Origin of the sequence: Crenobacter cavernae (genome assembly GCF_003355495.1) — a bacterium.
Lineage (GTDB): Bacteria > Pseudomonadota > Gammaproteobacteria > Burkholderiales > Chromobacteriaceae > Crenobacter > Crenobacter cavernae.
In genome coordinates, this window is the sequence record NZ_CP031337.1 from 1,478,645 (window position 1) to 1,504,404 (window position 25,760).

The following is a 25,760-nucleotide window of genomic DNA, read 5'->3' on the forward strand; positions in this document are numbered from 1 at the left end:
GCCTCCCGCGTCGCGAAGCGACCCTAGGAAAAGCCCGCCATTCGGCGGGCTTTTTTGTTGGCCGAGCTCGGCCAACCTTTTCCCCGCCGCGCAGGCAAAAAAAAAACGGGCCACCGCCAGGTGGCCCGAAACGCACGCGCTCATTACCAGACTCAAACAAAAAACTCAGGGATACAGCTTCAGCAGCGTCGACTTCAGCTCGGTGTACTTCTCCAGCGCGTGCAGCGACTTGTCGCGGCCGTTGCCCGACTGTTTGTAGCCGCCGAACGGCAGGTTCTGGTCGCCGCCCTCGTCGTAGCAGTTGATCCACACCGTGCCGGCGCGCAGGCGGCGCGCCAGCCGGTGCGCGCGGCTGACGTCGCGCGTCCACAGGCCGGCGGCGAGGCCGTATTCGCTGTCGTTGGCGATCGCGACCGCCTCGTCCTCGGTGTCGAAGGGGATGACCGCGCACACCGGGCCGAAGATTTCCTCGCGCGCGATGCGCGAGTCGGGCGTGGTCTCGAACGCGGTCGGCGCGATGTAGTAACCGGTGTCGGTGTGGACCGCGTCGCCGCCGAAGGCGAGCGTCGATTCGGCCTTGCCGATGGCGATGTAGTCGAGCACGCGGCGGTACTGCAGCTCGTCGACGATCGCACCCATGCCGGTCGAAGGGTTCAGCGGGTCGCCCGGGCGGTAGCCTTCGGCGGCCTTTTTCAGTTCGGCCATGAAGGTCGGGTAGATGCTCCGGTGCACGAGCACGCGCGAGCCGGCCGAGCACATCTCGCCCTGGTTGAAGAAGATGCCGCCGGCGGCGGTGCGCGCCGCCTGCGCGATGTCCGGGCAGTCGTCGAGCACGATGTTCGGCGACTTGCCGCCCAGTTCCAGCCACACGCGCTTCAGGTTCGATTCGGCCGCGCACGCCATGATGCGCTTGCCGACCGCGGTCGAGCCGGTGAAGGCGAGGCAGTCGACGTCCATGTGCAGCGCCAATAGCCTGCCGGTCTCGCCGGCGCCCGGCACGACGTTGAACACGCCGTCGGGGATGCCGGCCTGTTTTGCCAGCGCGGCGACGCGGATCGCGGTCAGCGGCGATTTTTCCGACGGTTTCAGGATCAGCGAGTTGCCCGCCGCCAGCGCCGGCGCGAACTTCCAGCTCGCCATCAACAATGGGAAGTTCCACGGCACCACGGCCGCGACCACGCCGATCGGCTCGCGCGTGACGGTGCCGTGCAGGTTGGGGGCGAGCGGGGCGACTTCGCCGCCGACCTTGTCGATCGCCTCGGCGTACCACTGTACGCAGTAGGCAGCGCCGGCCACGTCGACGCCGAGCGAGTCGCCGACCGGCTTGCCGGTGTCCAGCGTCTCGAGCAAGGCCAGTTCGTCAGCGTTGTCGCGGATCAGCTCGGCGAACTTCAACAGCACCGTTTTGCGCTTGACCGGCGCGAGGTTCGCCCAGCGGCCGTCTTCGAACGCGGCGCGCGCGGCTTTCACCGCGCGGTTCACTTCGGCTTCGCCGCACTCGGCGACCTCGGCCAACGTTTCTTTATTGGCCGGGTTGACGGTGGCAAAGCTGCGGCCGCTCGCGGCGGCGACGTACTGGCCGTCGATGAAGGCGCGGCCTTCGAAGGTCTGGCTCGCGGCCAGCGCTTGCCACTCTGCGTGGGTGAGACGGGACATCACATTCTCCTAAGTAGCGCGCCGACCGCCGGGGCGGATCAGAAGTTGGCCGGCGTGTTGGCGCTGATGATTTCGGCTTCGTCCTGGCCGATGTTCTTGAAGCGGTGCGGCAGCGTGCTCGGGAAGTAGTAACCGTCGCCGGCGTGCAGCACGTTGATCTTGCCGTCTATCGTCAATTCGATCGTGCCGCGCACGACCAGCCCGCATTCCTCGCCTTCCGGGTGCGTGATCGGCTCGTCGCCGGTGCCGGCGCCCGGCGCGTAAAGCTCGCGCAGCATGCGCATCTGCCGGTCTTTGACCGTCGCGCCGATCAGCAACAGGCGCAGGCCTTGCTGTCCCAGGTCGGGCTGCTCGCCCGGCCTGAACACGTAGCCGTTCTCGCGCGGCGGCTCGTCGAAGGTGAAGAAGTCCGCCAGCGACATTGGGATGCCTTCGAGCAGCTTCTTCAGCGAGCTGACCGACGGGCTGACCCGGTTCTGTTCGATCAGCGAAATGGTGGCGTTGGTCACGCCGGCACGTTTGGCCAGCTCCCGCTGCGACAGCTTGTAGCTTTCGCGCACCAACTTGAGTCGTGGTCCGATGTCCATAGTGCCTTCGATGTTCATAATAATTGACGGCCCGTGTTAAATAATCCGTAACAGGCTAGGCCCGTCAAAGAGGTAAGACATTGTATGGAAAGCCGCCACGTGCTTGTTGTAGTGCACAATTTTGATGCATCGCAGCACAAAAATGGGGCGTCACGACTCGCTCTGATGGGGCCTAGTAAAAATTTTTTTGACGGTGCTTGTCAAATATTTTTAACAAGCTTAGACTGGATTCAAGCTCGAAACAACGTTCCAGTCAGCGGAACAAACGCAAGGATACCCGATCATGACCGCAAGCCAGACCGCCCGCACCGCACCGAATACCGCCCTCGCGGTTTCGGCCGGCGTGCGCCGTCTTTGCAGGCCGGTTCATGCGGTGACCCTGCCGGGCGATCTGTCGGAATACCTCATGCAGGCTCGCCGCGTCGATGCGGCGACCTTCGCGGGTGTCCAGTCTGCGGTACCCCTGAGGGGTGCCGTTTTTTTTGTCCTGAAAACGCTGCAAAGGAGGCGCGCCGCCGTCTGCTGACGGTGTGCGTGCGATCACGATGAAACGTCCTGTCATCGGAATTCCCTGCTGTCGCTGGTGGCTCAAGGAGTCCCAGTTCTTCCACCTGGTCGGCGAGAAGTACATCCGCGCCGCCGAAGGCGCCGGCGGCCTGCCGCTGCTCTTGCCGGCGCTCGGCGAATCGACGCCGATTGAACAACTGCTCGATACGGTCGACGGTCTCTTGTTCACCGGCAGTCCGTCGAACATCGAGCCGCACCACTACGGCGCGGCCAGCGTCGACGGCGACTTCAATGACCCGCAACGCGACGCGACGACGCTGCCGCTGGTCCGCGCGGCGATCGACGCCGGCATCCCGGTGCTCGGCATCTGCCGCGGCTTCCAGGAAATCAACGTCGCGCTCGGCGGCAGCCTGCACGCGAAAGTGCACGAGGTGCCGGGCATGAACGACCACCGCGACCCGGGCGGCACGCTCGAAGAAATGTACGCGCTGGCGCATCCGGTAAGCTTCGCAGAAGGCGGCGTGCTGCACAGGCTGGCCGGCCAGTTGGAAGCCCAGGTCAATTCGCTGCACGGCCAGGGCGTCGCGACGCTCGCGCTGGCCTTGCAGGCCGAGGCGTACGCGCCGGACGGCCTCGTCGAGGCGTTCAGCGTGAAAGAGGCGCGCGCCTTCGCGCTCGCCGTGCAGTGGCACCCGGAATGGCAGTACCAGGACAACCCGTTGTCGCTGGCCATTCTTGAAGCGTTCGGTGAGGCTTGCTCCGCCCGCAAGGCGGCGCGCCACACCCACCCCAGCAACTGAAACTGTCGATAAGGAGGCAACCATGAGCGTCTTGAGCGAATGGCTGCGAGAACACCGGATTACCGAAGTTGAATGCGTGATTCCCGATTTCACCGGCATTGCGCGCGGCAAGATCGTCCCGCGCGAGAAATTCAGCGAAGAGGAGGGCATGCGCCTGCCGGAAGTGGTGCTGGTGCAGACCGTGACCGGCGAGTACGCCGAAGGCATCTCGGCCGCCACCGACCCGGACATGGTGCTGGTGCCCGATCCGAACAGCATCCGCCTCGTACCGTGGGCCAAGGACCCGGTCGCACAGGTGATCCACGACTGCTACCACTTCGACGGCTCGCCGGTCGAACAGTCGCCGCGCCACATCCTGCGCCGCGTGCTGAAGCTGTACGAAGACCGCGGCTGGGAGCCGGTCGTCGCGCCCGAGATGGAGTTCTACATCGTCGACGTGAACCGCGACCCCGACCTGCCGCTGCAGCCGCCGATCGGCCGCACCGGCCGCCCGGAGACCGGCCGCAAGGCGTACTCGATCGACGCGGTCAACGAATACGACGACCTGTTCGAAGAGATCTACGACTTCTGCGACGCGCAGAACCTGGCGATCGACACGCTGATCCACGAAGTCGGCGCGTGCCAGATGGAGATCAACTTCCTGCACGGCAACCCGCTCGACCTTGCCGACCAGGTGTTCCTGTTCAAGCGCACCGTCCGCGAGGCGGCGATCCGCCACAACATGTACGCGACCTTCATGGCCAAGCCGATGGAGAACGAGCCGGGTTCGGCGATGCACATTCATATGAGCGTGATCGACAAGGCGACCGGCAAGAACGTGTTCTCGAACGCCGACGGCAGCGTCAGCGAGACCTTCCTGCACTCGATCGGCGGCATGCAGAAGTACTTCCCGCAGGTGATCGCGCTGTTCGCGCCGTTCGTGAACAGCTACCGCCGCCTGGTGCGCCACACCGCCGCGCCGATCAACGTGCAGTGGGGCTACGATAACCGCACCTGCGGCATCCGCGTGCCGCACTCGGGCCCGTCGGCGCGCCGCATCGAGAACCGCCTGCCGGGTGTCGACTGCAACCCGTACATCGCGCTCGCCGCGACGCTCGCCTGCGCTTATCAGGGCATCGTCGAGAAGATCGATCCGACCGAACCGCTGGCCGACGACGCCTACGGCCTGCCGTTCGCCTTCCCGCGCGGCCTCGACGAGGCGATCATCCAGCTGCAGAACTGCAAGCCGATCGCCGAAGTGCTCGGCGAGAACTTCGTGAAGGCCTTCTGCGCCGTCAAGGAAGCCGAGTACGTCGAGTACGCCCGCGTGATCAGCCCGTGGGAGCGCAAGTTCCTGCTGCTGCACGTCTAAGTTGTTGAGGAGGACCTGATCATGAACCTGACCCCTAACGTCGCCGAAGTGCGCCAAGTCGAAGAGCGCAAGGCCGGCAAACGCAGCACCCGCGAATGGCAGCAACTCGACGCTGCCCACCACCTCCACCCGTTCTCCGACGCCGCGTCGCTGAACGCGCAGGGCTGCCGCGTGATCACGCACGCCGACGGCGTCTACCTGTGGGATTCCGAAGGCAACAAGATCTTCGACGCGATGTCCGGCCTGTGGTGCGTGAACATCGGCTACGGCCGCAAGGAGTTGGCCGAGGTCGCGTACCAGCAGATGCAGGAGCTGCCGTTCTACAACACCTTCTTCAAGACCACGCACCCGCCGGTGGTCGAGCTGTCGGCGCTGTTGGCCGAGGTCGCGCCCGAAGGCTTCAACCATGTCTTCTATACCAACTCGGGCTCCGAGGGGAACGACACGGTGATCCGCATGGTGCGCCACTACTGGGCGAGCCTCGGCCAACCGCAGAAGAAGACCATCATCTCGCGGATCAACGGCTACCACGGCTCGACCATAGGCGGCGCCAGCCTCGGCGGCATGAGCTATATGCACGAGCAGGGCGACCTGCCGATCCCGGGCATCGTCCACATCGAGCAGCCGTACTGGTACGCCAACGGCGGGGACCTGACGCCGGAAGAATACGGCCTGAAAGCCGCGCGCGAACTCGAGAAGAAGATCCTCGAGCTCGGCGTCGAGAACGTCGCCGCCTTCATCGGCGAGCCGGTGCAGGGCGCCGGCGGCATCATCATCCCGCCGAGTACCTACTGGCCGGAAATCCAGCGCATCTGCGACCAGTACGGCATCTTGCTGGTCGCCGATGAGGTGATCTGCGGCTTCGGCCGCACCGGCCACTGGTTCGGCAGCCAGTACTTCGGCATCCGCCCGCACCTGATGACGATCGCCAAGGGCCTGTCGTCCGGCTACCAGCCGATCGGCGGCGTGCTGGTGCACGACCAGGTCGCCAAGGTGCTGGCCGAGTCGGGCGACTTCAACCACGGCTTCACCTACTCGGGCCACCCGGTCGCCGCGGCGGTCGCCGCCGAGAACATCCGCATCCTCAAGCGCGAACGCATCATCGAGAAGATGCGCGAAGACGTGATGCCGTACGCGCACAAGCTGTGGCACGACGCGTTCGACAACCACCCGCTGGTCGACGACGTGCGCACGCTGGGCTTCTTCTTCGCCGTGACGCTGGTCGAGGACAAGGCGAGCCGCAAACGCTACGCCAACGGCGGCGAACTCGCGCTGCGCTGCCGCGACATCTGCTTCGCCAACAACCTGGTGATGCGCGCGACCGGCGACAGCATGATCTCGGCGCCGCCTCTGACGATGACGCGCGCCGAGGCCGAGGAATTCGTCGCCAAGGCCAAGGCGTGCGTCGACCAGCTCGCGCGCGAACTGGGACGCCTGTAAACCCCGGCGGGGCCGCCGACCGCATTCAGAACAAGACGGCCCCGTCGCTTCGATTCGCTAGCCAAACCGAATCTACAGAGGAGAAAACCATGCGACATCGCATGTTCAAAGTCATCGCGGCCGGCGTCCTGGTTTCGGCAGCCGTACCGGCGTCAGCCGCCGGCAAGGTACTCAACATCTACAACTGGTCGGACTATATCGCGCCCGACACCGTGAAGAACTTCGAGAAGGAAACCGGCATCAAGGTCCGTTACGACGTCTACGACTCGAACGAGGTGCTGCAGGCGAAGATCCTGACCGGCCGTTCGGGCTACGACATCGTCGTGCCGACCAGCGCCTTCCTCGCCAAGCAGATCAAGGCCGGCGTCTACCTGCCGATCAACAAGGCCAAGCTGTCCAACTACAAGAACCTCGACCCGGTGGTGATGGCGCAGGCGGCCAAGTTCGACCCGGGCAACACCTACGCGGTGCCGTACTTCTACGGCATGAACACGCTGGCGATCAACGTCGGCAAGGTCAAGGCGGCGCTCGGCAGCATGCCGATGCCGGCCAATGAATGGGACCTCTTGTTCAAGCCCGAATACGCGTCGAAGCTGAAGTCCTGCGGCGTGTCGGTGCTCGACAGCCCGGCCGAGACGCTGCCGATCGCCGCGCACTACCTCGGCAAGAATCCTAACGGCAGCGCAGACGCCGACTGGCGCGCGTCGGCCGACCTGTTCAAGAAGGTCCGCCCCTATATCACCCGCTTCTCTTCATCCGGCTACATCAACGAATTCGCCAACGGTTCGCTGTGCCTGGTGCTCGGCTATGGCGGCGACCTGAACATCGCCAAGCGCCGTGCCGAGGAGGCGAAGAACAAGCAGCAGCTGAAGGTGCTCGCGCCCAAGGCCGGCATCGAATTGTGGATGGACAGCATGGCGATCCCGAAGGACGCCGCGAACGTCGACAACGCGCACGCCTTCATCAACTACGTGATGCGTCCGGAAGTGGCCGCCGCCAACGCGAAGGCGGTCAGCTACGCGACGCCGAACAAGGCCGCGAAGAGCTTGATCGACGCGAAGTCTCTGAACGACCCGTCGATCTACCCGACGCCGGAAATCCAGCAGAAGAGCTTCATGCAGCTGCCGGTCGACGCGAAGATCCAGCGCCTGCAGACCCGTCTGTGGACCGAAGTGAAAACCCGTAAGTGATCAAACTGAGGCGGCCGCCCGGGGCCCGGGCTGCCGCGTCGGAGGGGAAGAATCGTGAACATGGTTGAATCGTCCGTGAACCAGGCCGCGAAGACGGCCGCCAGCAAGCCCTACCTGCAAATCGTCGACGTCGTGAAGAAATTCGGCGACAACACCGTCGTCGACCACATCAACCTGTCGATCGCGAAGAACGACATCTTCGCCTTGCTCGGCAGCTCCGGCTGCGGCAAGTCGACGCTGCTGCGCATGCTCGCCGGCATGGAAACGCCGACCTCGGGCAAGATCATCCTCGACGGCGAGGACATCACGCACCTCGCGCCGTACGAGCGCCCGATCAACATGATGTTCCAGAGCTACGCGCTGTTCCCGCACATGAGCGTCGCGCAGAACATCGCGTTCGGCCTGAAGCAGGACGGCCTGCCGCGCGCCGAGATCGCCGAGCGCGTCGAGCGCATGCTCGATCTGGTGCAGATGAAGAAGTACGCCAACCGCAAGCCGTTCCAGCTGTCGGGCGGCCAGCAGCAGCGCGTCGCGCTCGCCAGGAGCCTCGCCAAGCGCCCGAAGCTGCTCTTGCTCGACGAGCCGCTCGGCGCGCTCGACAAGAAGCTGCGCCAGCAGACGCAGCTGGAACTGGTGAACCTGATCGAACAGGTCGGCGTGACCTGCATCATGGTGACGCACGACCAGGAAGAGGCGATGACCATGGCGTGCCGCATCGGCATCATGTCCGAAGGCCAGCTGCTGCAGGTCGCGTCGCCGGGCGAGATCTACGAGCGCCCGAACTGCCGCTTCACCGCCGAATTCATCGGCGAGACCAACCTGTTCGGCGGCCACGTCGTCGAGGACGAGCCCGACTACGTCAGGGTCCAGTCGAGCGAGCTGCCGCGCCCGGTGCACATCGGCCACGGCATCACCGGCACGCTCGGCATGCCGGTGTGGCTGTCGGTGCGCCCCGAGCGCGTCGGCGTGTCGCGCCAGCAGCCGGCAGGCAACGGCAACTGGGCCAACGGCACGGTGCACGATATCGCGTATCTGGGCGGTTTCTCGATCTTCCACGTGCGCCTCGACACCGGCAAGGTGGTCAAGGCCAGCGTGCCGGCGACGCGCTGGCGCGAAGAGTCGGCTCCGACCTGGGACGAGCCGGTGTTCGTCAGCTGGGCTGACAACGACGCAGTGGTGCTGACGCAATGATGAGCCGACTCCTTTCGCTGCGGGCTTCCCGCGAAGCGGCCGCGCGCGGTGCGCGACGGCCCGCCTGGTGGCAACGGCTGATGCCGCGTGGACGGTCGCTGGTGACGGCGATCCCTTACGGCTGGCTGCTGCTGTTCTTCCTCGTGCCCTTCCTGTTCGTGCTGCAGATCAGCTTCTCCGAGGTCGAGATCGCCAGCCCGCCGTACCGGGCGCTCATCGAGCGCACCGAGGACGTGCTGAACATCGCGCTGAACATCGGCAACTACAGCTACATCTTCAGCGACCCGCTGTACTTCGACGCCTACCTGAACTCGCTGTACATGGCGCTGGTGACGACGCTGACCTGCCTCGTGGTCGGCTACCCGATCGCCTACACCATCGCGCGCGCGCCGGAAGCCAAGCGCAACACCTTGCTGATGCTGGTGATGCTGCCATTCTGGACCTCGTTCCTGGTGCGGGTGTACGCGTGGATGGGCATCCTCGACAACGAGGGCCTCTTGAACAAGGCGCTGATGGCGCTCGGCCTGATCGACGCGCCGCTGCAGCTGATGCACACGCAGCTATCGGTGCAGATCGTGATGGTGTACGCGTATCTGCCGTTCATGATCCTGCCCTTGTTCTCCAACCTGGTGAAACTCGACGGGCGCCTCTTGGAAGCGGCGGCCGACCTCGGCTGCAAGCCGTGGAAGACCTTCCTGAAGGTGACGCTGCCCTTGTCGAAGAACGGCGTGATCGCCGGCTCGATGCTGGTGTTCATCCCGGCGGTCGGCGAGTTCGTGATCCCGGAACTGGTCGGCACGCCCGAGTCGCTGATGATAGGCAAGGTGCTGTGGATGGAATTCTTCGACAACAACAACTGGCCGATGGCGGCGTCGGTGACGATCGTGATGCTCGCGCTGTTGATCCTGCCGATCATTTACCTGCACAAGCGCGAAGAAAAAGCGCTGGCCCGCGCGGCGCAGCGCTAGGAGAGCAACCATGAACGGTAACAACATCAGCGGGTTCGGCAAGCTGTCGCTGGGCCTGGGCTTCACCTTCCTCTACGCGCCCATCCTGATCCTCATCATCTACTCGTTCAACGCGTCCAAGCTGGTGTCGGTGTGGGCGGGCTTCTCGCTGCACTGGTACGGCGAGCTGTTCCGCGACGACGCGGTGATCTCGTCGTTCGGCCTGAGCCTGAAGATCGCGCTGTTCTCGAGCGCGATGAGCGTGGTGCTCGGCACCATCGCCGGCCTGGTGCTCGCGCGCTTCGGCCCGTTCAAGGGCAAGAGCCTGTTCGCCGGCATGATCACCGCGCCGATGGTGATGCCCGAGGTGATCGTCGGCCTGTCGATGCTGCTCTTGTTCGTGCAGATGCAGCAGTGGCTCGGCTTCCCGGCCGAGCGCGGCGTGCTGACAATCTGGATCGGCCACGTGACGCTGTGCATGGCCTACGTCACCGTCGTGATCCGTTCGCGGCTGGTAGAGATGGACCGCTCGGTCGAAGAGGCGGCGATGGACCTCGGCGCGCGTCCGCTGAAGATCTTCTTCCTGATCACGCTGCCCATCATCGCGCCGGCGATCGCGTCGGGTTTCCTGTTGGCGTTCACGCTGTCGCTCGACGACCTGGTGATCACCGCCTTCCTGTCCGGCCCGGGCTCGACCACCTTGCCGCAGCTGATCTTCTCGCGCGTGCGCCTCGGGCTGAACCCGGAGATCAACGCGCTGGCGACCATCACCGTGCTGGCCGTCGCGACGCTGGTCATCGTCGCCAACCGCGTGATGGTCAAAGCGGAACAACGCCGCGCGCGCCTCGCCGCCGCCGGCTGATCGCTGCGACCGACCTGCCCGCGCGCGGTGCCGGCACCACCGCGGGCAGTTTCTTACCGCCCTTCTAAGGAGGATTTATGTTCGGGTCTTTGCAGTTTGCCGGTCAGGAACACGTCGATTCTTGGTACGCCGCCAGCGCCGGCCCGTTCAAGGAGCGCGCGAGCTTGACCGAATCGCTGGCCGCCGACGTCTGTGTCGTCGGCGCCGGCTACACCGGGCTGTCGGCGGCGCTGGAGCTGGCCGAGCGCGGCTACCGCGTGGTGGTGCTCGAAGGCGCGCGCGTCGGCTGGGGCGCGTCGGGCCGCAACGGCGGACAGGTCTTGTCCGACCTCGCGTGCGGCATGGACCTGGTGCGCGACGAACTCGGCCAGGAAGCCGCGCGCGAGGTATGGAACATGACGCGCGAGGCAGTCGACCTCGTCGGCCAACGTTGCGCGAAGCACAAGATCGACGCCGAACTGGTGTGGGGCTATTTCCACGCCGCGCTGAAGGACCGCCAGCTGCGCGAGCAGGCGGCGTGGCAGGAAGACGCGGCGCGCCACTACGGCTACGACCGCTTCGAGCTGATCGGCAAGAATCGCCTGCCCGAGATGGTCAACTCCGAGCGCTACGTCGGCGGCCTGTACGAGCCCGACGCGGGCCACATCCACCCGCTGAAGTACGCGTTGGGATTGGCGCGCGCCGCCGAGGCGGCCGGCGTGCGCATCTTCGAGAACAGCGCGGTCACCGAGATCGTGCCGGGCGCGACGGTGCGCGTGAAGGTCGGCCAGCTCGAGGTGCGCGCCGAGTCGGTCGTGCTCGCCGGCAACACCTACCTGGGCAAGCTGGTGCCCGAGCTCGACAAGAAGATCATGCCGGTCGGCACCTACATCATCGCGACCGAACCGCTGGGCGAGGGCCGCGCGCGCTCGCTGATCCCGAAGAACCTCGCGGTGTGCGACGCCAACTTCGTGCTCGACTACTTCCGCTTCACGCGCGACACGCGGATGCTGTTCGGCGGCCGCGTCAGCTATACCGGCATGACGCCGGTCGGTTTGAGGGAAACGATGCGCCGCAGCATGCTGAAGGTCTTCCCGAGCCTCGAGAACGTGAAGATCGAGTACGACTGGGGCGGCTTCGTCGACATCACGATGAGCCGCGCGCCGCACTTCGGCCGCGTGAAGCCCAACGTCTTCTTCGCGCAAGGGTTTTCGGGCCACGGCGTCGCGCTGACCGGGCTGGCCGGAAGGCTGATGGCCGAGGCGATCAACGGCGAAGCCGAGCGCTTCGACCTGTTCGCGCGCCTGTCGCACCACAGTTTTCCGGGCGGTTCGCTGTTGCGCACCCCGGCGCTGCTGATGGCGACCAGCTATTACCGGCTGCGCGACTACCTTTAAATGGCCCGGGGCTCGGCAGCCGAGCCTCCCTCATCGTTCCGCGCCGTGCCCACCGGCCCGGCCGCAAGGAGAGCAGCATGACCACGCAAGAGCAATGGAACGAGCGCCGCCACCTCGCCACGCCGCGCGGCGTCGGCCTCACGACGCAGATCTTCGCCGCGCGCGCCCAGAACGCCGAGGTGTGGGACCTCGACGGGCGCCGCTACATCGACTTCGCCGCCGGCATCGCCGTGCTGAACACCGGCCACCTGCACCCTAAGGTGAAGGCGGCGGTCGCCGAGCAGCTGAACGCGTTCTCGCACACCTGCTACCAGGTGATGCCGTACACCGGCTACGTCGAGCTGGCCGAAAAGCTCAACGCACGCGCACCGATCTCGGGCGTGAAGAAGACGATGTTCGTCACCACCGGCGCCGAGGCGGTAGAGAACGCGGTGAAGATCGCGCGCGCCGCGACCGACCGTTCCGCGGTGATCGCGTTCGCCGGCGGCTTCCACGGCCGCACGATGATGGGCATGGCGCTGACCGGCAAGGTCAAGCCGTACAAGGCGGGCTTCGGCCCGTTCCCGGGCGAAATATTCCACGCGCCTTACCCTAACGCGCTGTACGGCGTCAGCGTCGACGACGCGATCGCCGGCATCGAGCACCTGTTCAAGTCCGACGTCGACCCGCTGCGCGTCGCCGCGATCATCCTCGAACCGGTGCAGGGCGAGGGCGGCTTCACCGTCTGCCCGCCCGAGTTCATGCAGCGGCTGCGCGTGCTGGCCGATACCTACGGGATTTTGTTGATCGCCGACGAGATCCAGACCGGCTTCGCGCGCACCGGCAAGCTGTTCGCGATGGAGCACTACGACGCAGAGCCCGACCTGATCACGATGGCCAAGTCGCTGGCCGGCGGCTTCCCGCTCGCCGGCGTGGTCGGCCGCGCCGAGGTGATGGACGCGGCCGCCCCCGGCGGCCTCGGCGGCACCTACGGCGGTAGCCCGATCGGCATCGCCGCCGCGCTGGCCGTACTCGACGTGATCGACGAAGAGAAGCTGTGCGAGCGCGCCGACGCCATCGGCGCGAAGATCCGCGCGACGGTAGAGTCCGTCAGGAAGGACGTGCCGTCCATCGCCGAGGTGCGCGGCCTGGGCGCGATGGTCGCGGCAGAGTTCTTCGACAACGGCCAGCCGTCGGCCGAGATCGCCAACGCGGTCAAGGCGCGCGCGCTCGACGCCGGCCTGATCCTCTTGACCTGCGGCAGCTACGGCAACGTGATCCGCTTCCTGTGCCCGCTGACGATAGAAGACGACGTGCTCGACGAGGCGCTCGCGATCCTGAACACCGCGCTGCGCGGCTGAAACGAACGAAATCGGCCGGCGACCCCGGCCGGCAAGGAGACACCATGCTGCAACTGAAACGCCCCGACCTGCTGCGTAACCAGGCCTTCGTCGCCGGCCGCTGGGTCAGCGCCGCCGAAACCATCGCCGTCACCAACCCGGCCACCGGCGAGACTTTGGCCGAGGTGCCGAAGCTCGGCGCGGCCGAGACGCGCGAGGCGGTCGCCGCCGCGAAGGCCGCGATGAAGGAATGGAAGACCCGCCCGGCCAAGGCGCGCGCCGCGGTGCTGCGCCGCTGGTACGAACTGTTGATGGCGAATCAAGAAGATTTGGCGCAGATCCTTACCGCCGAGCAGGGCAAGCCGCTGTCCGAGTCGCGCGGCGAGATCGCCTACGGCGCGTCGTACATCGAATGGTTCGCCGAGGAGGCCAAGCGCGTGTACGGCGACACCATCCCGGCGCCGCAGGCGGACCGGCGCCTGGTGGTGATCAAGCAGCCGATCGGCGTCGCCGCCGCGATCACGCCGTGGAACTTCCCGAACGCGATGATCACGCGCAAGGCCGCGCCGGCCTTCGCCGCCGGCTGCGCGATGGTGCTGCGCCCCGCGTCGCAGACGCCGCTGTCGGCGCTGGCGCTCGCGGTGCTGGCCGAGGAGGCCGGCATCCCGGCCGGGCTGTTCAGCGTGCTGACCGGCGGCTCTGCCGAGATCGGCGGCGAGCTGACGTCCAATCCGGATGTCGCCAAGCTGTCGTTCACCGGCTCTACCGGGGTCGGCCGGCTGTTGATGGCGCAGTGCGCCGGCACGATCAAGAAGCTGTCGCTGGAGCTGGGCGGCAACGCGCCGTTCGTCGTGTTCGACGATGCCGACCTCGACGCCGCGGTAGAAGGCGCGATCGCGTCCAAGTACCGCAACGCCGGCCAGACCTGCGTGTGCGCCAACCGGCTGTACGTGCAGGCCGGCGTCTACGACGCCTTCGTCGCCAAGCTCGCCGTAGCGGTCGCCAAGCTGAAGGTTGGCCGAGGTGACGAGGAAGGCGTGACGCAGGGCCCGCTGATCGACGAGAAGGCGGTGCGCCAGGTCGAGGCGCACATCGCCGACGCGCTGGAAAACGGTGCGACGCTCGTCGCCGGCGGCAAGCGTCATGAACTCGGCGGCAGCTTCTTCGAGCCGACCATTCTGTCCGGCGTGACCGCCAAGATGCGCGTCGCGCGCGAGGAGACCTTCGGCCCGATGGCGCCGGTGTTCAAGTTCGACACCGAGGAAGAGCTGATCGCTGCCGCCAACGACACCGAGTTCGGCCTGGCCAGCTACTTCTACAGCCGCGACATCGGCCGCATCTGGCGCGTCGCCGAGGCGCTCGAGTACGGCATGGTCGGCATCAACACCGGGCTGATCTCGAACGAAGCGGCGCCGTTCGGCGGCGTCAAGCAGTCGGGCCTCGGCCGCGAGGGCTCGAAGTACGGCCTCGACGACTACCTGGAGATCAAGTACCTGTGCTTCGCCGGGCTCGACCGCTGAGTCTGACTGGGTAAAAAAAGCTCGGCCAACGTTGGCCGAGCTTTTTTTACGGGTGTGCAGTTGGAAGAGGAACAGCGGGCGGCGCGCTGTCGGTGTATCGATGCGCATCAGCAGAGAAACGGCTCGTAGTATTTCGTCGTGAATCGCGGGCGCGCCAGCTTCCTGGGAATCTTCACGTCGCCAGGCTGCAACCACTGCGTCTGGATCGGCGAAGCATTTCCGCCAAGCGTATGAATGGCCAGCCGGTTGTACTGCTGCGCGAACGCTTGCCATAGCGGGTCGGTCGGGTTCGAAGAGAACGGGTCGAACGAAAAGGAGACGCCGGGGCCGCCCGAATAGAGGCCGAAGGGTTTCTTGTCCTTCTCCGGGCGTTGCACGAAATAGGCCGCCCACCCTTTGGGCGCGAAGCCGGTCCTCTGTTCGAAGGCCTTGGTGAACTCGAACGATTCGACGATCACACGGGTGAGCCGGGCGATGTCGTGTTCGTAGTACTGGAAGTCGAGACGGCGCTCGTCGGCCGCCGGACGCCAGTATTCGTTGACGAAGTCGGCGCGCGAGTAGACGAGCCCCTTCGGCTGCGGCACCTCGACCCCGTCGAAGCCGTGCTGGATGGCCAGCCGTTTGGCGGCGCGGAACCGGTCGCAGGCGGGCTGCGACGACGCCGGAGTGGTCGAGCCGGGACCGGCCTTGTAACGCTGATCGAAAAAGGCGGCCAGCTGGTGCAAAAACACGATCGCGAGTAGCGCGTCGCTCTCTTCGCGCATACGGATCAATCCCGCGGCGAGCTCCTCCGGCGATTCGAACGCGGCGAGCGAAATCTCGGAACGGCACAGCGTGGCCGTGCGGACCTCGAGCTGGCACTCGACGACGATGCCGGAAAGGCCGAACGAGCACTTGAACTCGTGGAACGCCGCTCCGTCCTTGTCGGCGGACAGCGTGCACAGCTCGCCGCGCTCGTCGACATAGCTCAGCGCGACGACGTGCGCGGAAAAATAGCCGGGACCGTCCAGCGAGGACTCCTTCGTGTCGCCGACGGCGGCCGAGCCGACGGTCGCCTCGCCGATCTCCGCCTGGAACGGTATCTCGACGCCGCGCGCCTGGAGCCACATATTGAGCTTTTTCAACCGGCAGCCGGCCTGCACGCGGACGACGTGCCGCCCCGTCTCGTCGTGTTCGAGCCCCAGGATTTCATCGAGCTTGCGCGTACACAACATCGTCCCGCCGTCATTGACGATGGTGGAGCTCACCGAGAGCCGCGAGCCGACCGGGTGTACCGGGGTCGGGAAACGCTGCGTATCGCACACCACCGCCTGAACGTCGGCGTAGCTTAGCGGCTCGACGTAGACGGCCGGCTTCGTCGAGCGGCTCAGCCCCCAATTGCGGTAAACATGGCCTTCATTCTCGAGTAGGCCGCTGAAAGGCTGAACCTCCCGGACATCGCCCTGCTGCGGATTGGCCGCAGGACCGGTCTTGTTGACGTTTTTCATTGCCGTTTACCCGTCTAATCCTGCTCGTCGAGTCGCTAGACCCAGAGTGGCCGATCGCGCACCGGGGAGGGCGTTTCTTGTGCCGAGATACTCGAAATAAATAGCGAGACGATCGCTGGAGCCGACCCGAAAGTTGCATTTGAACAATAGTGCGTGGAAGGCCGGCTTCCCATTCCCGCTTGGGAGACGGCGCCCCCCTTTGCCACGATAAGGCCGCCAGGCGGCAAAAAGCTCGGCCAACGTGGGAGGTTGGCCGAGCTTTTCAGGGACCAGATGACGGGCGGGGAAGGCGGTCTTGCCCGCCGACACGGCGTGGCTATAGTGCGGCTAGGGGGCCACCCCATGAGGAAGGAGACCGACCATGTCACTCACGCTCACCTCGGCCGCATTCGCCGCGAACGGCACCATCCCGGCGCACCTCACCTGCGAAGGCCGGGACGTCTCGCCGCCGCTGGCCTGGAGCGGCGCGCCGGAGGGCACGCAAAGCTTCGTGCTGATCGTCGACGACCCGGACGCGCCGGACCCCGCCGCCCCCAGGATGACCTGGGTCCACTGGGTGCTCTACAACCTGCCCGCGACCACGACCGGACTGCCCGAGGACGTGCGCGCGCTGCCGCCCGGCACGCGCGAGGGGCTCAACGACTGGCAGAAGACCGGCTACGGCGGACCCTGCCCGCCTATTGGCACCCACCGCTACTTTCACAAGCTGTACGCGCTCGACACCGTGCTGCCCGATCATATCAACCGCCCCACCAAGTCCGAACTGATGATCGCGATGCACGGGCATGTGCTCGCCCAGACCGAGCTGATCGGCACCTACCGCAAGGCGGGCTGAGGCATTCGTCGACGAGGCCGGCAGCGGAAGGCGGCCGGGCGGGTGAGACGCTACCGTAACGCCGGCAGCAATTTAATAGGGTGTTTAAAAAGCTTGGCCAACCTTCAAGGTTGGCCAAGCTTTTTTTACGGGCGGTCGGTCCGGAAAAACCGGGCCGATTCGGTGAATGACAAAGCGTCCGGCCGGTCGGCGGGCCGCCGACACGATGGGTGAATTGCTAGTGAACCGTGCCGGGTTCTGGTCTATACAGAGACGCGTGGCCGCCGCCTCTCCTCCCCGAAAGGCGCGGGAAGCGGCCATGCCTGCTGTACAGCATGTCCCCCGAAGCACGGATACGGTCGTCGATGGGCTAGCCCCCTTAGCAAGAGGGCTAAAGACGAAGTGATATTGCTTGAAAGCTGCAAGTCCGCTACGCCGTGCCTTGCACGGTTCTATCGTCGGTGCGTTTTACGCCAAAACCATGCAAGCTTTTAATAACTTATGCAAAAAGAAGGCAATGGTCATGTCAGACATACTCAAAGTGGTGGAAGTGCTCGCCGAGTCGAAGACTAGCTGGGAAGACGCGGCAGCCACCGCCGTTGCCAAGGCAGAAGAAACCATTCATGGCATTAAATCCATTTATATCAAGGATTTTGAGGCCAAGGTGGAGAACGGCAAGATTTCCAGTTACAGGATCAACGCAAAGATTACCTTCTTGATCGATTAGGAAAAATCGAATCCGGAAGGTTTTTTTTTGAGTGTCACTCTTCGATAAGGAATGCGCATTATGGCGAATCAACCCCAGTTTGATCCCGGTCGTGCTCTTGCCAACTATGACCCGTTCAATGTCGCCGAAAACATGCGAAAGCTGTTCGGAGGTTTCTTTTTGCAAGAGAATTGGATGTCGCCGGTTCGCTGGATGACAAACATAGCCCAGCAGGGAATGACGATCGATATTGCGGAGAACGATGAATCTTATACCGTTCTGGCCGACATTCCCGGTGTGAAGAAGGAGGATATTACAGTCGAGATTGCCGGCAATCGTATCACCATCAGCGCCGAAACGAAAAGTGGGAAAGAGGAAAGAAAAGGAGACGCCATCATTCAAAGCGAACGCCACTATGGCAGTTTCTTCCGCAGTTTCATTCTCGATAAAAATGTCGACGATGACAAGGTGGCCGCCAAATATACCGATGGCGTGCTGGAGTTGACTATCCCGAAGAAAAACGGTGGGCAAGGCAAACAAATCTCTATTCATTAATTCAGGTGCGGAGACCGGTTTTGGTGAGTCGAATACGGGTCTCCGATTCAACCGCTCACCTGTCCACCTCAGTACGGCGCAATCGGCAGGGCGTCAATAAGCTAAGCGCAGTGCGCCGTACGGCCATGGCGGGCACGAAATCGCCGGAGACCGGCAGGCAAGGAAGTTGACCGGGCGTGCGGCGCTATGCGACCTATACTGCTTCACGTCGCCAGCTTAGACGCAGCCGCGCTCCCTGGCCCACCCGCTGCCGCAACGCCGGCAGCAACCCCACCATCCTGCAAGGAGGTCGAACATGACAATCCGCATAGGCGACGAAGCGCCCGATTTCACCGCCGAAAGCACCGAAGGCACGATCCGCTTCCACGAATGGATCGGCGACGGCTGGGCCATCCTGTTCTCGCATCCGAAGGACTTCACCCCGGTCTGCACCACCGAACTCGGCTACATGGCCGGGCTCAAGCCGGAATTCGACAAGCGCAACACCAAGATCGTCGGCCTCAGCGTCGACCCGGTCAGCGACCACAAGGCCTGGGTCGGCGACATCGCCGAAACGCAGGGCCACGCGGTCAACTACCCCTTGATCGGCGACGCCGACCTGACGGTCGCCAAGCTCTACGACATGATCCACCCGAACGCCAGCCCCGGCCCGCGCACCGCCGTCGACAACGCGACCGTGCGCTCGGTGTTCCTGATCGGCCCGGACAAGAAGGTCAAGGCGATGCTGGTCTACCCGATGAGCGCCGGCCGCAACTTCGACGAGGTGCTGCGCCTGCTGGATTCGCTGCAGCTGAACGCCAAGCACACCGTCGCGACGCCGGTGAACTGGCGGCCGGGCGAAGACGTGATCATCCCGACATCGGTGTCCGACGAGGATGCGCGGAAGAAATACCCGCAGGGCTTCAAAACGCTGAAACCCTATTTGCGCGTGGTGGCGCAGCCGAAATAGCACCGCGCCGATAATGTCGAGGGGGGGCGCCGCGCGGCGCCCTTTTTATTGAACCGATGAAAACAGCTCGGCCAACCATCGAAGGTTGGCCGAGCTTTTGCATATTGAATGCTTAATGTGGACTGGAAATATTTTAAACTGTTGTGACTTGCCTAATATCCAAGCTTGACGTCACTAGAGCTACTTTACATTGCCTTAGCGATGGAGGTAGTGACATTCTCTTTTGATATTGCGTAAATGCCGTTAAAAGTTCTAACCCAGATTCTGTCCTGTGATTCGGAAATCAGCTTCGCGGTCATCTCAAAGTCGAAACGCGGGCTCAGGAAGTCGGACTTGAAAGAAATGGTCTTTTCTTTGTCGGCATCTTCAGGAGAGTCTTTTTTGTAGAACTTAATAAGTTCAGTAAAGCCGACTGTCAGACTCTTCTCGACTTCAGGTGTGATGTCGGTATTGGATTGAGAGATATAATCAATTTTATAGCTTATCGGGAGCTGGTACATGTAGCGGCCAATCCATTTTTGATCGGCAGCCTCATGCTCGGCAATCAGTGCTGCAGCCAGTAAGATTTTTTCACCCTCAACTTTGGTGATGTAAAGGTACGGCGACATTTTTGTAGTACGGCTGCTGCTATTTTCTTGGGCGACGTAGTTTGTGGATTTTGCTGCCGAAGAAAATAATTTGAGCGGATCGACTCGGACTTTTCCTCTGAGTGCTTCAACATCTTTTTCAGTGTTCGACTCAATCATTTTCATATTTGCTGCAACGCCGATCGGTCCCAGCAGTAGCCCGAGCCCTATGCCCCCACCGCCAAAAGTCTGCGAATAGATGATGTTTTTGTCATCGTCGAGATGACGAACCATATGATTCGTTTGATCGAGAAGAGTCGAGTGCATCACCGTCGGGGGAGCGTCCCGGGTAGCGCTAGGAGCGGGCTTCATATACGTGGGGGAAGTAGCGCAGCCTCCAAGAGCGGCGGCAAGCACTAGAAGTAAAATGCCTTCATATGTTTTTTTCATTGTTATGACTTTCGATGATGGAGAATTTTACGAGTGGAGAAACGTAATGCCTATTCTCTGTTGTTTTTCGTTGCAGGTTGTGAGAAAAAGCTCGATTGGGTAGTTTGCCATATAAATTTTTATGACAAAAGTGTTTTTTGAGAGTGCTTTAAAAGGTAGGCCTCAAGCGCCTTTAAGTTCGTGAGGTATGAAAAAAGCGCCCCGAGGGCGCTTTTTTCATGGTCGCGGACCGGTCTACACCCACTCCCTCACCGGCAAATACTTCTCATACAGCTCCGCCTCCGGCGTCCCCGGCTCGGGCTGCCAGTTGTACTGCCAGCGCACCAGCGGCGGCATCGACATCAGGATCGACTCGGTGCGCCCGCCCGACTGCAGGCCGAACAGCGTGCCGCGGTCGAACACCAGGTTGAATTCGACGTAGCGGCCGCGGCGGTAGAGCTGGAACTGGCGCTCGCGCTCGCCCCACGGCGTGTCCTTGCGCTTGTCGACAATGGGCAGGTAGGCGTCGAGGAAGCCGTTGCCGGCCGCCTGCATGAAGGCGAAGCAGGTCTCGAAGCCGCCCTCGTTCAGGTCGTCGAAGAACAGGCCGCCGACGCCGCGCGCCTCGTCGCGATGCTTCAGATAGAAGTACTCGTCGCACCACTTCTTGTACTTCGGGTAGACGTCCTCGCCGAACGGCTCGCACAGGTTCTTCGCGACCCTGTGCCAGTGGACGACGTCTTCCTCGAACGCGTAGTAGGGCGTCAGGTCGAAGCCGCCGCCGAACCACCACACCGGATCAAAGCCTTCCTTCTCGGCGATGAAGAAGCGCACGTTGGCGTGGCTGGTAGGCAGGTACGGGTTCTCGGGGTGGATGACGAGCGATACGCCCATCGCCTCCCAGCGTCTTCCGGCGAGTTCCGGCCGGTGCGCGGTCGCCGACGGCGGCATCGCGTCGCCGGTGACATGGGAAAAACCGACGCCGGCCTGCTCGAACAAGGCCCCGCCCGTCAGCACGCGCGAACGGCCACCGCCGACCACGCGCGTCCACGCGTCCTCGACGAAGCGCGCCTTGCCGTCCCGTTCCTCTAGCGCGGCGCAGATGCGGTCCTGCAGGTCCAGCAGGAAGGTTTTGACGCGGGCGGTATCGGGGGGCTGGCTCATGGCGAATCCTTGCATAAACGGTTGCCGACATTGTACTTCAGCGCGAAGCGGACCCGCGTTTCCCCTTATCATCGTTTGATCGACATCAAACGCCGCCTATCGAAGGAGAACAATGATCACCCTCTACACCTGGGGCACGCCCAACGGCCGCAAGATTTCCATCGCGCTCGAGGAGCTCGGCCTCGCCTACGACGTGAAGACCGTCGACATCGGCGCCGACGAGCAGTTTTCGCCCGAATTCCTCGCGATCAGCCCGAACAACAAGATTCCGGCGCTGGTCGATACCGACGGTCCGGGTGGCAAGCCCATCGGCGTGTTCGAATCGGGTGCGATCCTGATCTATCTGGCAGAGAAGACCGGCAAGCTGCTGCCGAAAGACGGCGCCGCGCGTTTTGAGGTGCTGCAGTGGCTGATGTTCCAGATGGGCGGCTTCGGGCCGTTTCTGGGCCAGGCGCACCATTTCAACCGCTTCGCGCCGGAGGCCGTTCCTTACGCGCAGAAGCGCTATAACGACGAGGCGCAGCGCCTGTACGGCGTGCTCGATGCGGCGCTGGCGGGCCGCGACTTCGTCGCCGGCGAATTCTCGATCGCCGACATCGCGCTCTACCCGTGGGCGGCGCGCCACGAGTGGCAGAACGTGAAGCTCGCCGACTTCCCTAACGTGCAGCGCTGGTTCGACGCGCTGTCCGCGCGCCCGGCGTTTCAGAAGGGCATGGCCGTGCCGGCGTAAGCGGCGCATCAGCCGCTCTGGAGGCTCGGCCAACGTCGACGCACGCCAAACCGCCCGGATCAAACGGGTGGTTTTTTCATGCCGTCGCCGGGCGGGCGACGGCCGGCTACACTCGATTAAGTATCGCCGCCGCATCCTGCCCCGCCCAAGACACGGACCGCCATGCCCTTCGGCCTGCTCGACCTCAGCCTCATCCTGCTCTTGCTGCACCTGCTCGGCGTGATCGCCGCGGTGCACGCGGTGCTGACCGTGCGCACCTCGCAGGGCGCGGTCGCCTGGTGCGTCGCGCTCTTGACCCTTCCTTACGTCACGCTGCTGCCCTATCTGTTCCTCGGCCGGCGCCGTTTCGCCGACTACGTCGCCGCGCGCCGCTTCGTCGTGGAGCGCATGCACGAGCAGGCCGGCCGCATGGGCTGGCGCCCCTTGCGCGAGATGGCGTCCGACCTCATCGTCAACTCCGAGCACGCGTGCATCCGCACGCTGTCGCGTCTCGCCGGCTCGCCGACCACCGGCCACAACCGGGTGCGGCTGCTCGTCGACGGCGAGGCGACCTTCGCCGCCATCCTCGCGGCGATCGCCGCGGCGCAGCGCTGCGTGATCGTGCAGTTCTTCATCGTCCACGACGATAGCGTCGGCCGCGCGCTGCAGCGCGCGCTGATCGAGCGCGCGTCGGAAGGGGTCAAGGTCCACTTCCTCTACGACAGCATCGGCTGCCACGCGCTGCCCGGCCGCTACATCGCGACGCTACGCAAGGCCGGGGTCGACGCGCGCGCCTTCGCCGCGACGCGCGGCATGGTCAACCGCTTTCAGGTCAACTTCCGCAACCACAGGAAGCTCGTCATCGTCGACGGCGAGCGCGCCTTCGTCGGCGGCCACAATGTCGGCGACGAATACCTCGGCCGACGTCCGCCCTTGTCGCCGTGGCGCGACACGCATATCGAGCTGGTCGGCCCGGTCGCAGCGGTGCTGCAGCTGAGCTTCACCGAGGACTGGTACGCTGCGACGCAGACGCTGCCGACGGTGCTGCTGCCTAAGAAGGCCGACGGCGGGGCTATGCTGTGCCAGGCGATCCCGAGCGGCCCGACCGATAGCCTGGAGAGCGGCTCTCTCTTGTTCGTAGAGGCGATCAACGCCGCGCGGCGCCGGGTGTGGATCACCAGCCCCTACTTCGTGCCCGACGAGGCGGTGTCGGCCGCGTTGCGGCTGGCGGTGCTGCGCGGCGTCGAGGTGAAGGTGCTGCTGCCGTCGCGGCCCGACCACCGCGTCGTGTTCGCCGCGTCGACGCTGTACGCGTACGAGGCGGCGCGCGCCGGCGTGCAGCTGTTCCGCTACCAGCCGGGTTTCCTGCACCAGAAGGTGCTGCTGATCGACGACGACATCGCCATCGTCGGCAGCGCCAACCTCGACAACCGCTCGTTCCGCCTCAATTTCGAGCTGATGGTCGCGACGGTCGACGCCGGTTTCGCGGCCGAGGTCGAGGCCATGCTCGCCGACGATTTTTCCCACGCGGTCGCGATCGACCCGGCGGTGCTGTCGACCTTGCCGCCGTGGCGACGCGTCGCGATGGGGCTCGCGCGGCTGTTCGCGCCCATCCTCTGACGCCTTTCTCTGCGCGTAAAAAAGCTCGGCCAACCTTTGAAGGTTGGCCGAGCTATGGGCCTGCCGCTTATCGCGGACGGTTCACTGTGCCAAGCAGTCGCGCGCCATCATGCGGCCGCCGCGCGTGGTCAGGAAACCCTTGTCGCCCTTGGTCCACCAGATCAGCTGGCGGTTGACGTAGCGCGCGCCGCTGGCGCTTTGCACCCGCGTCAAAGCGTAGTTCTGCTGGCGCCAGCGCAGCACGATGGGCTCACGGGCGGCGTCGACATATGCGGGATAGCGCACCGTCAGCTGCCGGCTGCCCTTGCACAGATAGGTCTCGTTGAACGGCACCAGGCCCTTCCCGGCCACCGGGGCCGACGCGTCGTTCGCGAAGGCCGGCAGCGCCAAGAGCGAGATCAGCGCGAACGTTTTCATGTGGGTTCCTTCGGATAGCCGGTGGCGATATGAATCAATCGTCCAGCGCCACCGCGCCTTTCGGCAGGTCCAGCGCCTCGACGCGCGCCTTCATCCACAACAGCATCGCGAGGCCCGGCGCCGCCACCGCGGTGGAGAATAGGAAGAACACCGGCCAGCCTATGCTCTCCACCAGCACGCCGGCTAGCGGCCCGACCCACACCCGGCCGACGGCGGCCAGCGCCGACAAGAGCGCGAACTGCGTCGCGGAAAAGCGCTGATTGCACAGCGACATCAGGAAGGCGACGAACGCCGCCGTGCCCATGCCGCCCGAGACGTTCTCGATGCCGACCGCGAACAGCAGCAGGTTGTCGACCAGCGTGACTTCCTTCAACGAGACGATCCACCAGTCGAACGCAGGCAGCGCGAAGCCGCCCCACGCGCCCTTGGTCGACACCGAAACCAGCCAGAAGCCCAGATTGGACGCCAGCTGAAGCACGCCGAACAAGAGCAGCGAACGGTACAGCCCGAGGCGCATCATCAGCGCGCCGCCTGCCAGCGCGCCGAAGATGGTCAGCCAGATGCCGATCACCTTGTTGACCACGCCGATCTCGGCCGGCGCGAAGCCCATGCCCTTGAGCAGGAAGGTGGTGGTCAGCGCGCCGGCGAAGGCGTCGCCGAGCTTGTAGAGGATGATGAAGGTCAGGAACGCCGCCGCGCCTTCCATCCGGAAATAATTGCCGAGCGAATGGTTGAGCGTCTCGAACTTCGCGCGCTTCGCCGCCCACCACGCCAGCGGCAGCGTGACCGCGACCCCCATCAAGAGCGTCACGAGGTCCACCCACTTCTTCTTGTCGGGACCGGCCGGCGTGAACAGCGGCGACAGAAGCGCGTCGGCCAGCGGAGAGCCGAAGCGGACGGTGAGCTGATAGCCGACCGCCACCGCCAGCAGCACCGCGATAAAACCCTTCACGTCGTTGGCGGCGTTGCTGTGCGGTACGGCGTTTTCGCTGGCGACCGGCGGCAACAGCAGCAACGAGAGCACGGCGGCGCCGGCCATCACCGCCGCCATCACCATATAGATGGTGTTCCAGCTCCACGCGTTGCCGCTCACCGGGTCGGCCCACACCATGGCGATACCTCCGGACAGGATCATCGCCAGCCGGTAGCCGAATACGCCCAACGACGAACCCAGCCCGCGCTCTTCCGGGCGCAGCACGTCGGTACGGTAGGCGTCGACCACCACGTCCTGAGAGGCAGACAGGAAAGCCACCAGCACCGCGAGCAAGGCGAAGCTCTGCACGTCGGCGGATGGCGAGCTGCCGGACATCAGCGCCAGCATCAGCGCGAGGCCCAGCTGCGTCAGCACCAGCCAGCCGCGGCGGCGGCCGAGCAAGGGCAGCTCGAAGCGGTCCATCAGCGGCGCCCACAGGAACTTGAAGGTGTACGGCAGGCCGACCAGGCTCAAAAAGCCGATGGTGGCGATGTCGATGCCGTCGACGGTCAGCCACGCCTGCATCGCGGTGCCCGACAGCGCCAGCGGCAAGCCGCTGGCAAAGCCGAGCATCCAGATCATCGCCATGCGCCAGAACGCAGTCCTACGAAAGTCAGCCACTCGA

The 25,760-nt window shown here is 64.4% G+C and carries 24 protein-coding genes; 17 read left to right on the top strand and 7 right to left on the bottom strand.

All coding sequences use genetic code 11. The features are described 5' to 3' along the window. Positions 1-165: 165 nt before the first annotated feature. Positions 166-1,656 carry an aldehyde dehydrogenase gene (locus DWG20_RS07195; protein WP_115433166.1) on the bottom strand — a complete coding sequence of 497 codons (1,491 nt, stop codon included), beginning with the start codon at positions 1,654-1,656 and terminating at the stop codon, positions 166-168. 38 nt (positions 1,657-1,694) lie between these two features. Beyond that, positions 1,695-2,243 carry a cupin domain-containing protein gene (locus tag DWG20_RS07200; protein ID WP_115433167.1) on the bottom strand — a complete coding sequence of 183 codons (549 nt, stop codon included), beginning with the start codon at positions 2,241-2,243 and terminating at the stop codon, positions 1,695-1,697. Between the two features lie 283 nt (positions 2,244-2,526). On the opposite strand from DWG20_RS07200, the gene DWG20_RS07205 reads away from it, so the two are divergent. The 11 genes from DWG20_RS07205 to DWG20_RS07255 all read left to right on the top strand — a co-directional run bounded on the left by DWG20_RS07205 (position 2,527) and on the right by DWG20_RS07255 (position 14,746). Next, positions 2,527-2,769: a hypothetical protein gene (locus DWG20_RS07205; RefSeq protein ID WP_115433168.1), complete on the top strand. Its 243-nt coding sequence runs from the start codon at positions 2,527-2,529 to the stop codon at positions 2,767-2,769. A gap of 19 nt (positions 2,770-2,788) precedes the next feature. Then, positions 2,789-3,550 carry a gamma-glutamyl-gamma-aminobutyrate hydrolase family protein gene (locus DWG20_RS07210; RefSeq protein ID WP_115434758.1) on the top strand — a complete coding sequence of 254 codons (762 nt, stop codon included), beginning with the start codon at positions 2,789-2,791 and terminating at the stop codon, positions 3,548-3,550. A 22-nt stretch (positions 3,551-3,572) separates the two neighbouring features. Further along, positions 3,573-4,901 carry a glutamine synthetase family protein gene (locus DWG20_RS07215; protein WP_115433169.1) on the top strand — a complete coding sequence of 443 codons (1,329 nt, stop codon included), beginning with the start codon at positions 3,573-3,575 and terminating at the stop codon, positions 4,899-4,901. A gap of 21 nt (positions 4,902-4,922) precedes the next feature. After that, complete coding sequence (locus DWG20_RS07220) at positions 4,923-6,341, top strand: aspartate aminotransferase family protein (protein WP_115433170.1); 1,419 nt, start codon at positions 4,923-4,925, stop codon at positions 6,339-6,341. Positions 6,342-6,430: 89 nt separating this feature from the next. Beyond that, positions 6,431-7,531, top strand: a complete 1,101-nt coding sequence (locus DWG20_RS07225; RefSeq protein ID WP_115433171.1) for a polyamine ABC transporter substrate-binding protein — start codon at positions 6,431-6,433, stop codon at positions 7,529-7,531. Positions 7,532-7,591: 60 nt separating this feature from the next. Beyond that, positions 7,592-8,722 (top strand): ABC transporter ATP-binding protein, encoded by a 1,131-nt coding sequence (locus tag DWG20_RS07230; RefSeq protein WP_115433172.1) that lies wholly within the window; start codon positions 7,592-7,594, stop codon positions 8,720-8,722. Positions 8,723-8,802: 80 nt separating this feature from the next. Next, on the top strand, positions 8,803-9,690 hold the full coding sequence (locus DWG20_RS07235; protein ID WP_220272028.1) for an ABC transporter permease subunit: 888 nt from the start codon (positions 8,803-8,805) through the stop codon (positions 9,688-9,690). Between the two features lie 10 nt (positions 9,691-9,700). Beyond that, positions 9,701-10,531, top strand: coding sequence for an ABC transporter permease subunit (locus DWG20_RS07240; RefSeq protein ID WP_115433174.1), 831 nt, complete (start codon positions 9,701-9,703; stop codon positions 10,529-10,531). Positions 10,532-10,608: 77 nt separating this feature from the next. Continuing rightward, entirely contained in the window at positions 10,609-11,907 is a 1,299-nt protein-coding gene (locus DWG20_RS07245; RefSeq protein ID WP_115433175.1) for an NAD(P)/FAD-dependent oxidoreductase, read from the top strand. A 77-nt stretch (positions 11,908-11,984) separates the two neighbouring features. Beyond that, complete coding sequence (gabT, locus tag DWG20_RS07250; RefSeq protein WP_115433176.1) at positions 11,985-13,247, top strand: 4-aminobutyrate--2-oxoglutarate transaminase; 1,263 nt, start codon at positions 11,985-11,987, stop codon at positions 13,245-13,247. Positions 13,248-13,291: 44 nt separating this feature from the next. Next, positions 13,292-14,746 (top strand): NAD-dependent succinate-semialdehyde dehydrogenase, encoded by a 1,455-nt coding sequence (locus DWG20_RS07255; RefSeq protein ID WP_115433177.1) that lies wholly within the window; start codon positions 13,292-13,294, stop codon positions 14,744-14,746. A gap of 107 nt (positions 14,747-14,853) precedes the next feature. On the opposite strand, the gene DWG20_RS07260 is transcribed toward DWG20_RS07255, so the two are convergent. Then, positions 14,854-16,233, bottom strand: coding sequence for an FAD-binding oxidoreductase (locus tag DWG20_RS07260; protein ID WP_115433178.1), 1,380 nt, complete (start codon positions 16,231-16,233; stop codon positions 14,854-14,856). Between the two features lie 361 nt (positions 16,234-16,594). Here DWG20_RS07260 and DWG20_RS07265 point away from each other — a divergent pair, with 361 nt between their 5' ends. The 4 genes from DWG20_RS07265 (at position 16,595) to DWG20_RS07280 (ending at position 19,257) form a co-directional block, all read left to right on the top strand. Then, positions 16,595-17,068: a YbhB/YbcL family Raf kinase inhibitor-like protein gene (locus tag DWG20_RS07265; RefSeq protein WP_115433179.1), complete on the top strand. Its 474-nt coding sequence runs from the start codon at positions 16,595-16,597 to the stop codon at positions 17,066-17,068. A 391-nt stretch (positions 17,069-17,459) separates the two neighbouring features. Beyond that, positions 17,460-17,774: a dodecin family protein gene (locus DWG20_RS16250; RefSeq protein WP_220272029.1), complete on the top strand. Its 315-nt coding sequence runs from the start codon at positions 17,460-17,462 to the stop codon at positions 17,772-17,774. Between the two features lie 60 nt (positions 17,775-17,834). After that, complete coding sequence (locus DWG20_RS07275) at positions 17,835-18,308, top strand: Hsp20/alpha crystallin family protein (RefSeq protein WP_115433180.1); 474 nt, start codon at positions 17,835-17,837, stop codon at positions 18,306-18,308. A gap of 295 nt (positions 18,309-18,603) precedes the next feature. Next, positions 18,604-19,257, top strand: coding sequence for a peroxiredoxin (locus DWG20_RS07280; RefSeq protein ID WP_115433181.1), 654 nt, complete (start codon positions 18,604-18,606; stop codon positions 19,255-19,257). A gap of 185 nt (positions 19,258-19,442) precedes the next feature. On the opposite strand, the gene DWG20_RS15930 is transcribed toward DWG20_RS07280, so the two are convergent. Both DWG20_RS15930 and hemF read right to left on the bottom strand, forming a co-directional pair. Continuing rightward, a complete protein-coding gene (locus DWG20_RS15930) occupies positions 19,443-20,273 on the bottom strand; it encodes a hypothetical protein (RefSeq protein WP_147289928.1) in 831 nt (276 codons plus the stop codon). 234 nt (positions 20,274-20,507) lie between these two features. Next, a complete protein-coding gene (gene hemF, locus DWG20_RS07290) occupies positions 20,508-21,416 on the bottom strand; it encodes an oxygen-dependent coproporphyrinogen oxidase (protein WP_115433183.1) in 909 nt (302 codons plus the stop codon). 112 nt (positions 21,417-21,528) lie between these two features. On the opposite strand from hemF, the gene DWG20_RS07295 reads away from it, so the two are divergent. Further along, on the top strand, positions 21,529-22,146 hold the full coding sequence (locus DWG20_RS07295) for a glutathione S-transferase family protein (RefSeq protein WP_115433184.1): 618 nt from the start codon (positions 21,529-21,531) through the stop codon (positions 22,144-22,146). Positions 22,147-22,308: 162 nt separating this feature from the next. Further along, positions 22,309-23,745, top strand: a complete 1,437-nt coding sequence (gene cls, locus DWG20_RS07300) for a cardiolipin synthase (protein WP_115433185.1) — start codon at positions 22,309-22,311, stop codon at positions 23,743-23,745. A gap of 81 nt (positions 23,746-23,826) precedes the next feature. Here the strand turns inward: cls and DWG20_RS07305 are convergent, their stop codons facing one another. Further along, the gene (locus tag DWG20_RS07305; RefSeq protein WP_115433186.1) at positions 23,827-24,162 is read right to left on the bottom strand and encodes an MliC family protein; all 336 of its coding nucleotides are present in this window, start codon (positions 24,160-24,162) and stop codon (positions 23,827-23,829) included. A 34-nt stretch (positions 24,163-24,196) separates the two neighbouring features. Continuing rightward, complete coding sequence (locus DWG20_RS07310; RefSeq protein WP_245944796.1) at positions 24,197-25,756, bottom strand: AmpG family muropeptide MFS transporter; 1,560 nt, start codon at positions 25,754-25,756, stop codon at positions 24,197-24,199. Positions 25,757-25,760 lie beyond the last annotated feature (4 nt).

Bases quoted from the DNA above. Each gene is read 5' to 3' on its own strand.
- DWG20_RS07195 (WP_115433166.1), bottom strand. From the start codon at position 1,656: ATGTCCCGTCTCACCCACGCAGAGTGGCAAGCGCTGGCCGCGAGCCAG.
- DWG20_RS07200 (WP_115433167.1), bottom strand. From the start codon at position 2,243: ATGGACATCGGACCACGACTCAAGTTGGTGCGCGAAAGCTACAAGCTG.
- DWG20_RS07205 (WP_115433168.1), top strand. From the start codon at position 2,527: ATGACCGCAAGCCAGACCGCCCGCACCGCACCGAATACCGCCCTCGCG.
- DWG20_RS07210 (WP_115434758.1), top strand. From the start codon at position 2,789: ATGAAACGTCCTGTCATCGGAATTCCCTGCTGTCGCTGGTGGCTCAAG.
- DWG20_RS07215 (WP_115433169.1), top strand. From the start codon at position 3,573: ATGAGCGTCTTGAGCGAATGGCTGCGAGAACACCGGATTACCGAAGTT.
- DWG20_RS07220 (WP_115433170.1), top strand. From the start codon at position 4,923: ATGAACCTGACCCCTAACGTCGCCGAAGTGCGCCAAGTCGAAGAGCGC.
- DWG20_RS07225 (WP_115433171.1), top strand. From the start codon at position 6,431: ATGCGACATCGCATGTTCAAAGTCATCGCGGCCGGCGTCCTGGTTTCG.
- DWG20_RS07230 (WP_115433172.1), top strand. From the start codon at position 7,592: ATGGTTGAATCGTCCGTGAACCAGGCCGCGAAGACGGCCGCCAGCAAG.
- DWG20_RS07235 (WP_220272028.1), top strand. From the start codon at position 8,803: ATGCCGCGTGGACGGTCGCTGGTGACGGCGATCCCTTACGGCTGGCTG.
- DWG20_RS07240 (WP_115433174.1), top strand. From the start codon at position 9,701: ATGAACGGTAACAACATCAGCGGGTTCGGCAAGCTGTCGCTGGGCCTG.
- DWG20_RS07245 (WP_115433175.1), top strand. From the start codon at position 10,609: ATGTTCGGGTCTTTGCAGTTTGCCGGTCAGGAACACGTCGATTCTTGG.
- gabT (WP_115433176.1), top strand. From the start codon at position 11,985: ATGACCACGCAAGAGCAATGGAACGAGCGCCGCCACCTCGCCACGCCG.
- DWG20_RS07255 (WP_115433177.1), top strand. From the start codon at position 13,292: ATGCTGCAACTGAAACGCCCCGACCTGCTGCGTAACCAGGCCTTCGTC.
- DWG20_RS07260 (WP_115433178.1), bottom strand. From the start codon at position 16,233: ATGAAAAACGTCAACAAGACCGGTCCTGCGGCCAATCCGCAGCAGGGC.
- DWG20_RS07265 (WP_115433179.1), top strand. From the start codon at position 16,595: ATGTCACTCACGCTCACCTCGGCCGCATTCGCCGCGAACGGCACCATC.
- DWG20_RS07275 (WP_115433180.1), top strand. From the start codon at position 17,835: ATGGCGAATCAACCCCAGTTTGATCCCGGTCGTGCTCTTGCCAACTAT.
- DWG20_RS07280 (WP_115433181.1), top strand. From the start codon at position 18,604: ATGACAATCCGCATAGGCGACGAAGCGCCCGATTTCACCGCCGAAAGC.
- DWG20_RS15930 (WP_147289928.1), bottom strand. From the start codon at position 20,273: ATGAAAAAAACATATGAAGGCATTTTACTTCTAGTGCTTGCCGCCGCT.
- hemF (WP_115433183.1), bottom strand. From the start codon at position 21,416: ATGAGCCAGCCCCCCGATACCGCCCGCGTCAAAACCTTCCTGCTGGAC.
- DWG20_RS07295 (WP_115433184.1), top strand. From the start codon at position 21,529: ATGATCACCCTCTACACCTGGGGCACGCCCAACGGCCGCAAGATTTCC.
- cls (WP_115433185.1), top strand. From the start codon at position 22,309: ATGCCCTTCGGCCTGCTCGACCTCAGCCTCATCCTGCTCTTGCTGCAC.
- DWG20_RS07305 (WP_115433186.1), bottom strand. From the start codon at position 24,162: ATGAAAACGTTCGCGCTGATCTCGCTCTTGGCGCTGCCGGCCTTCGCG.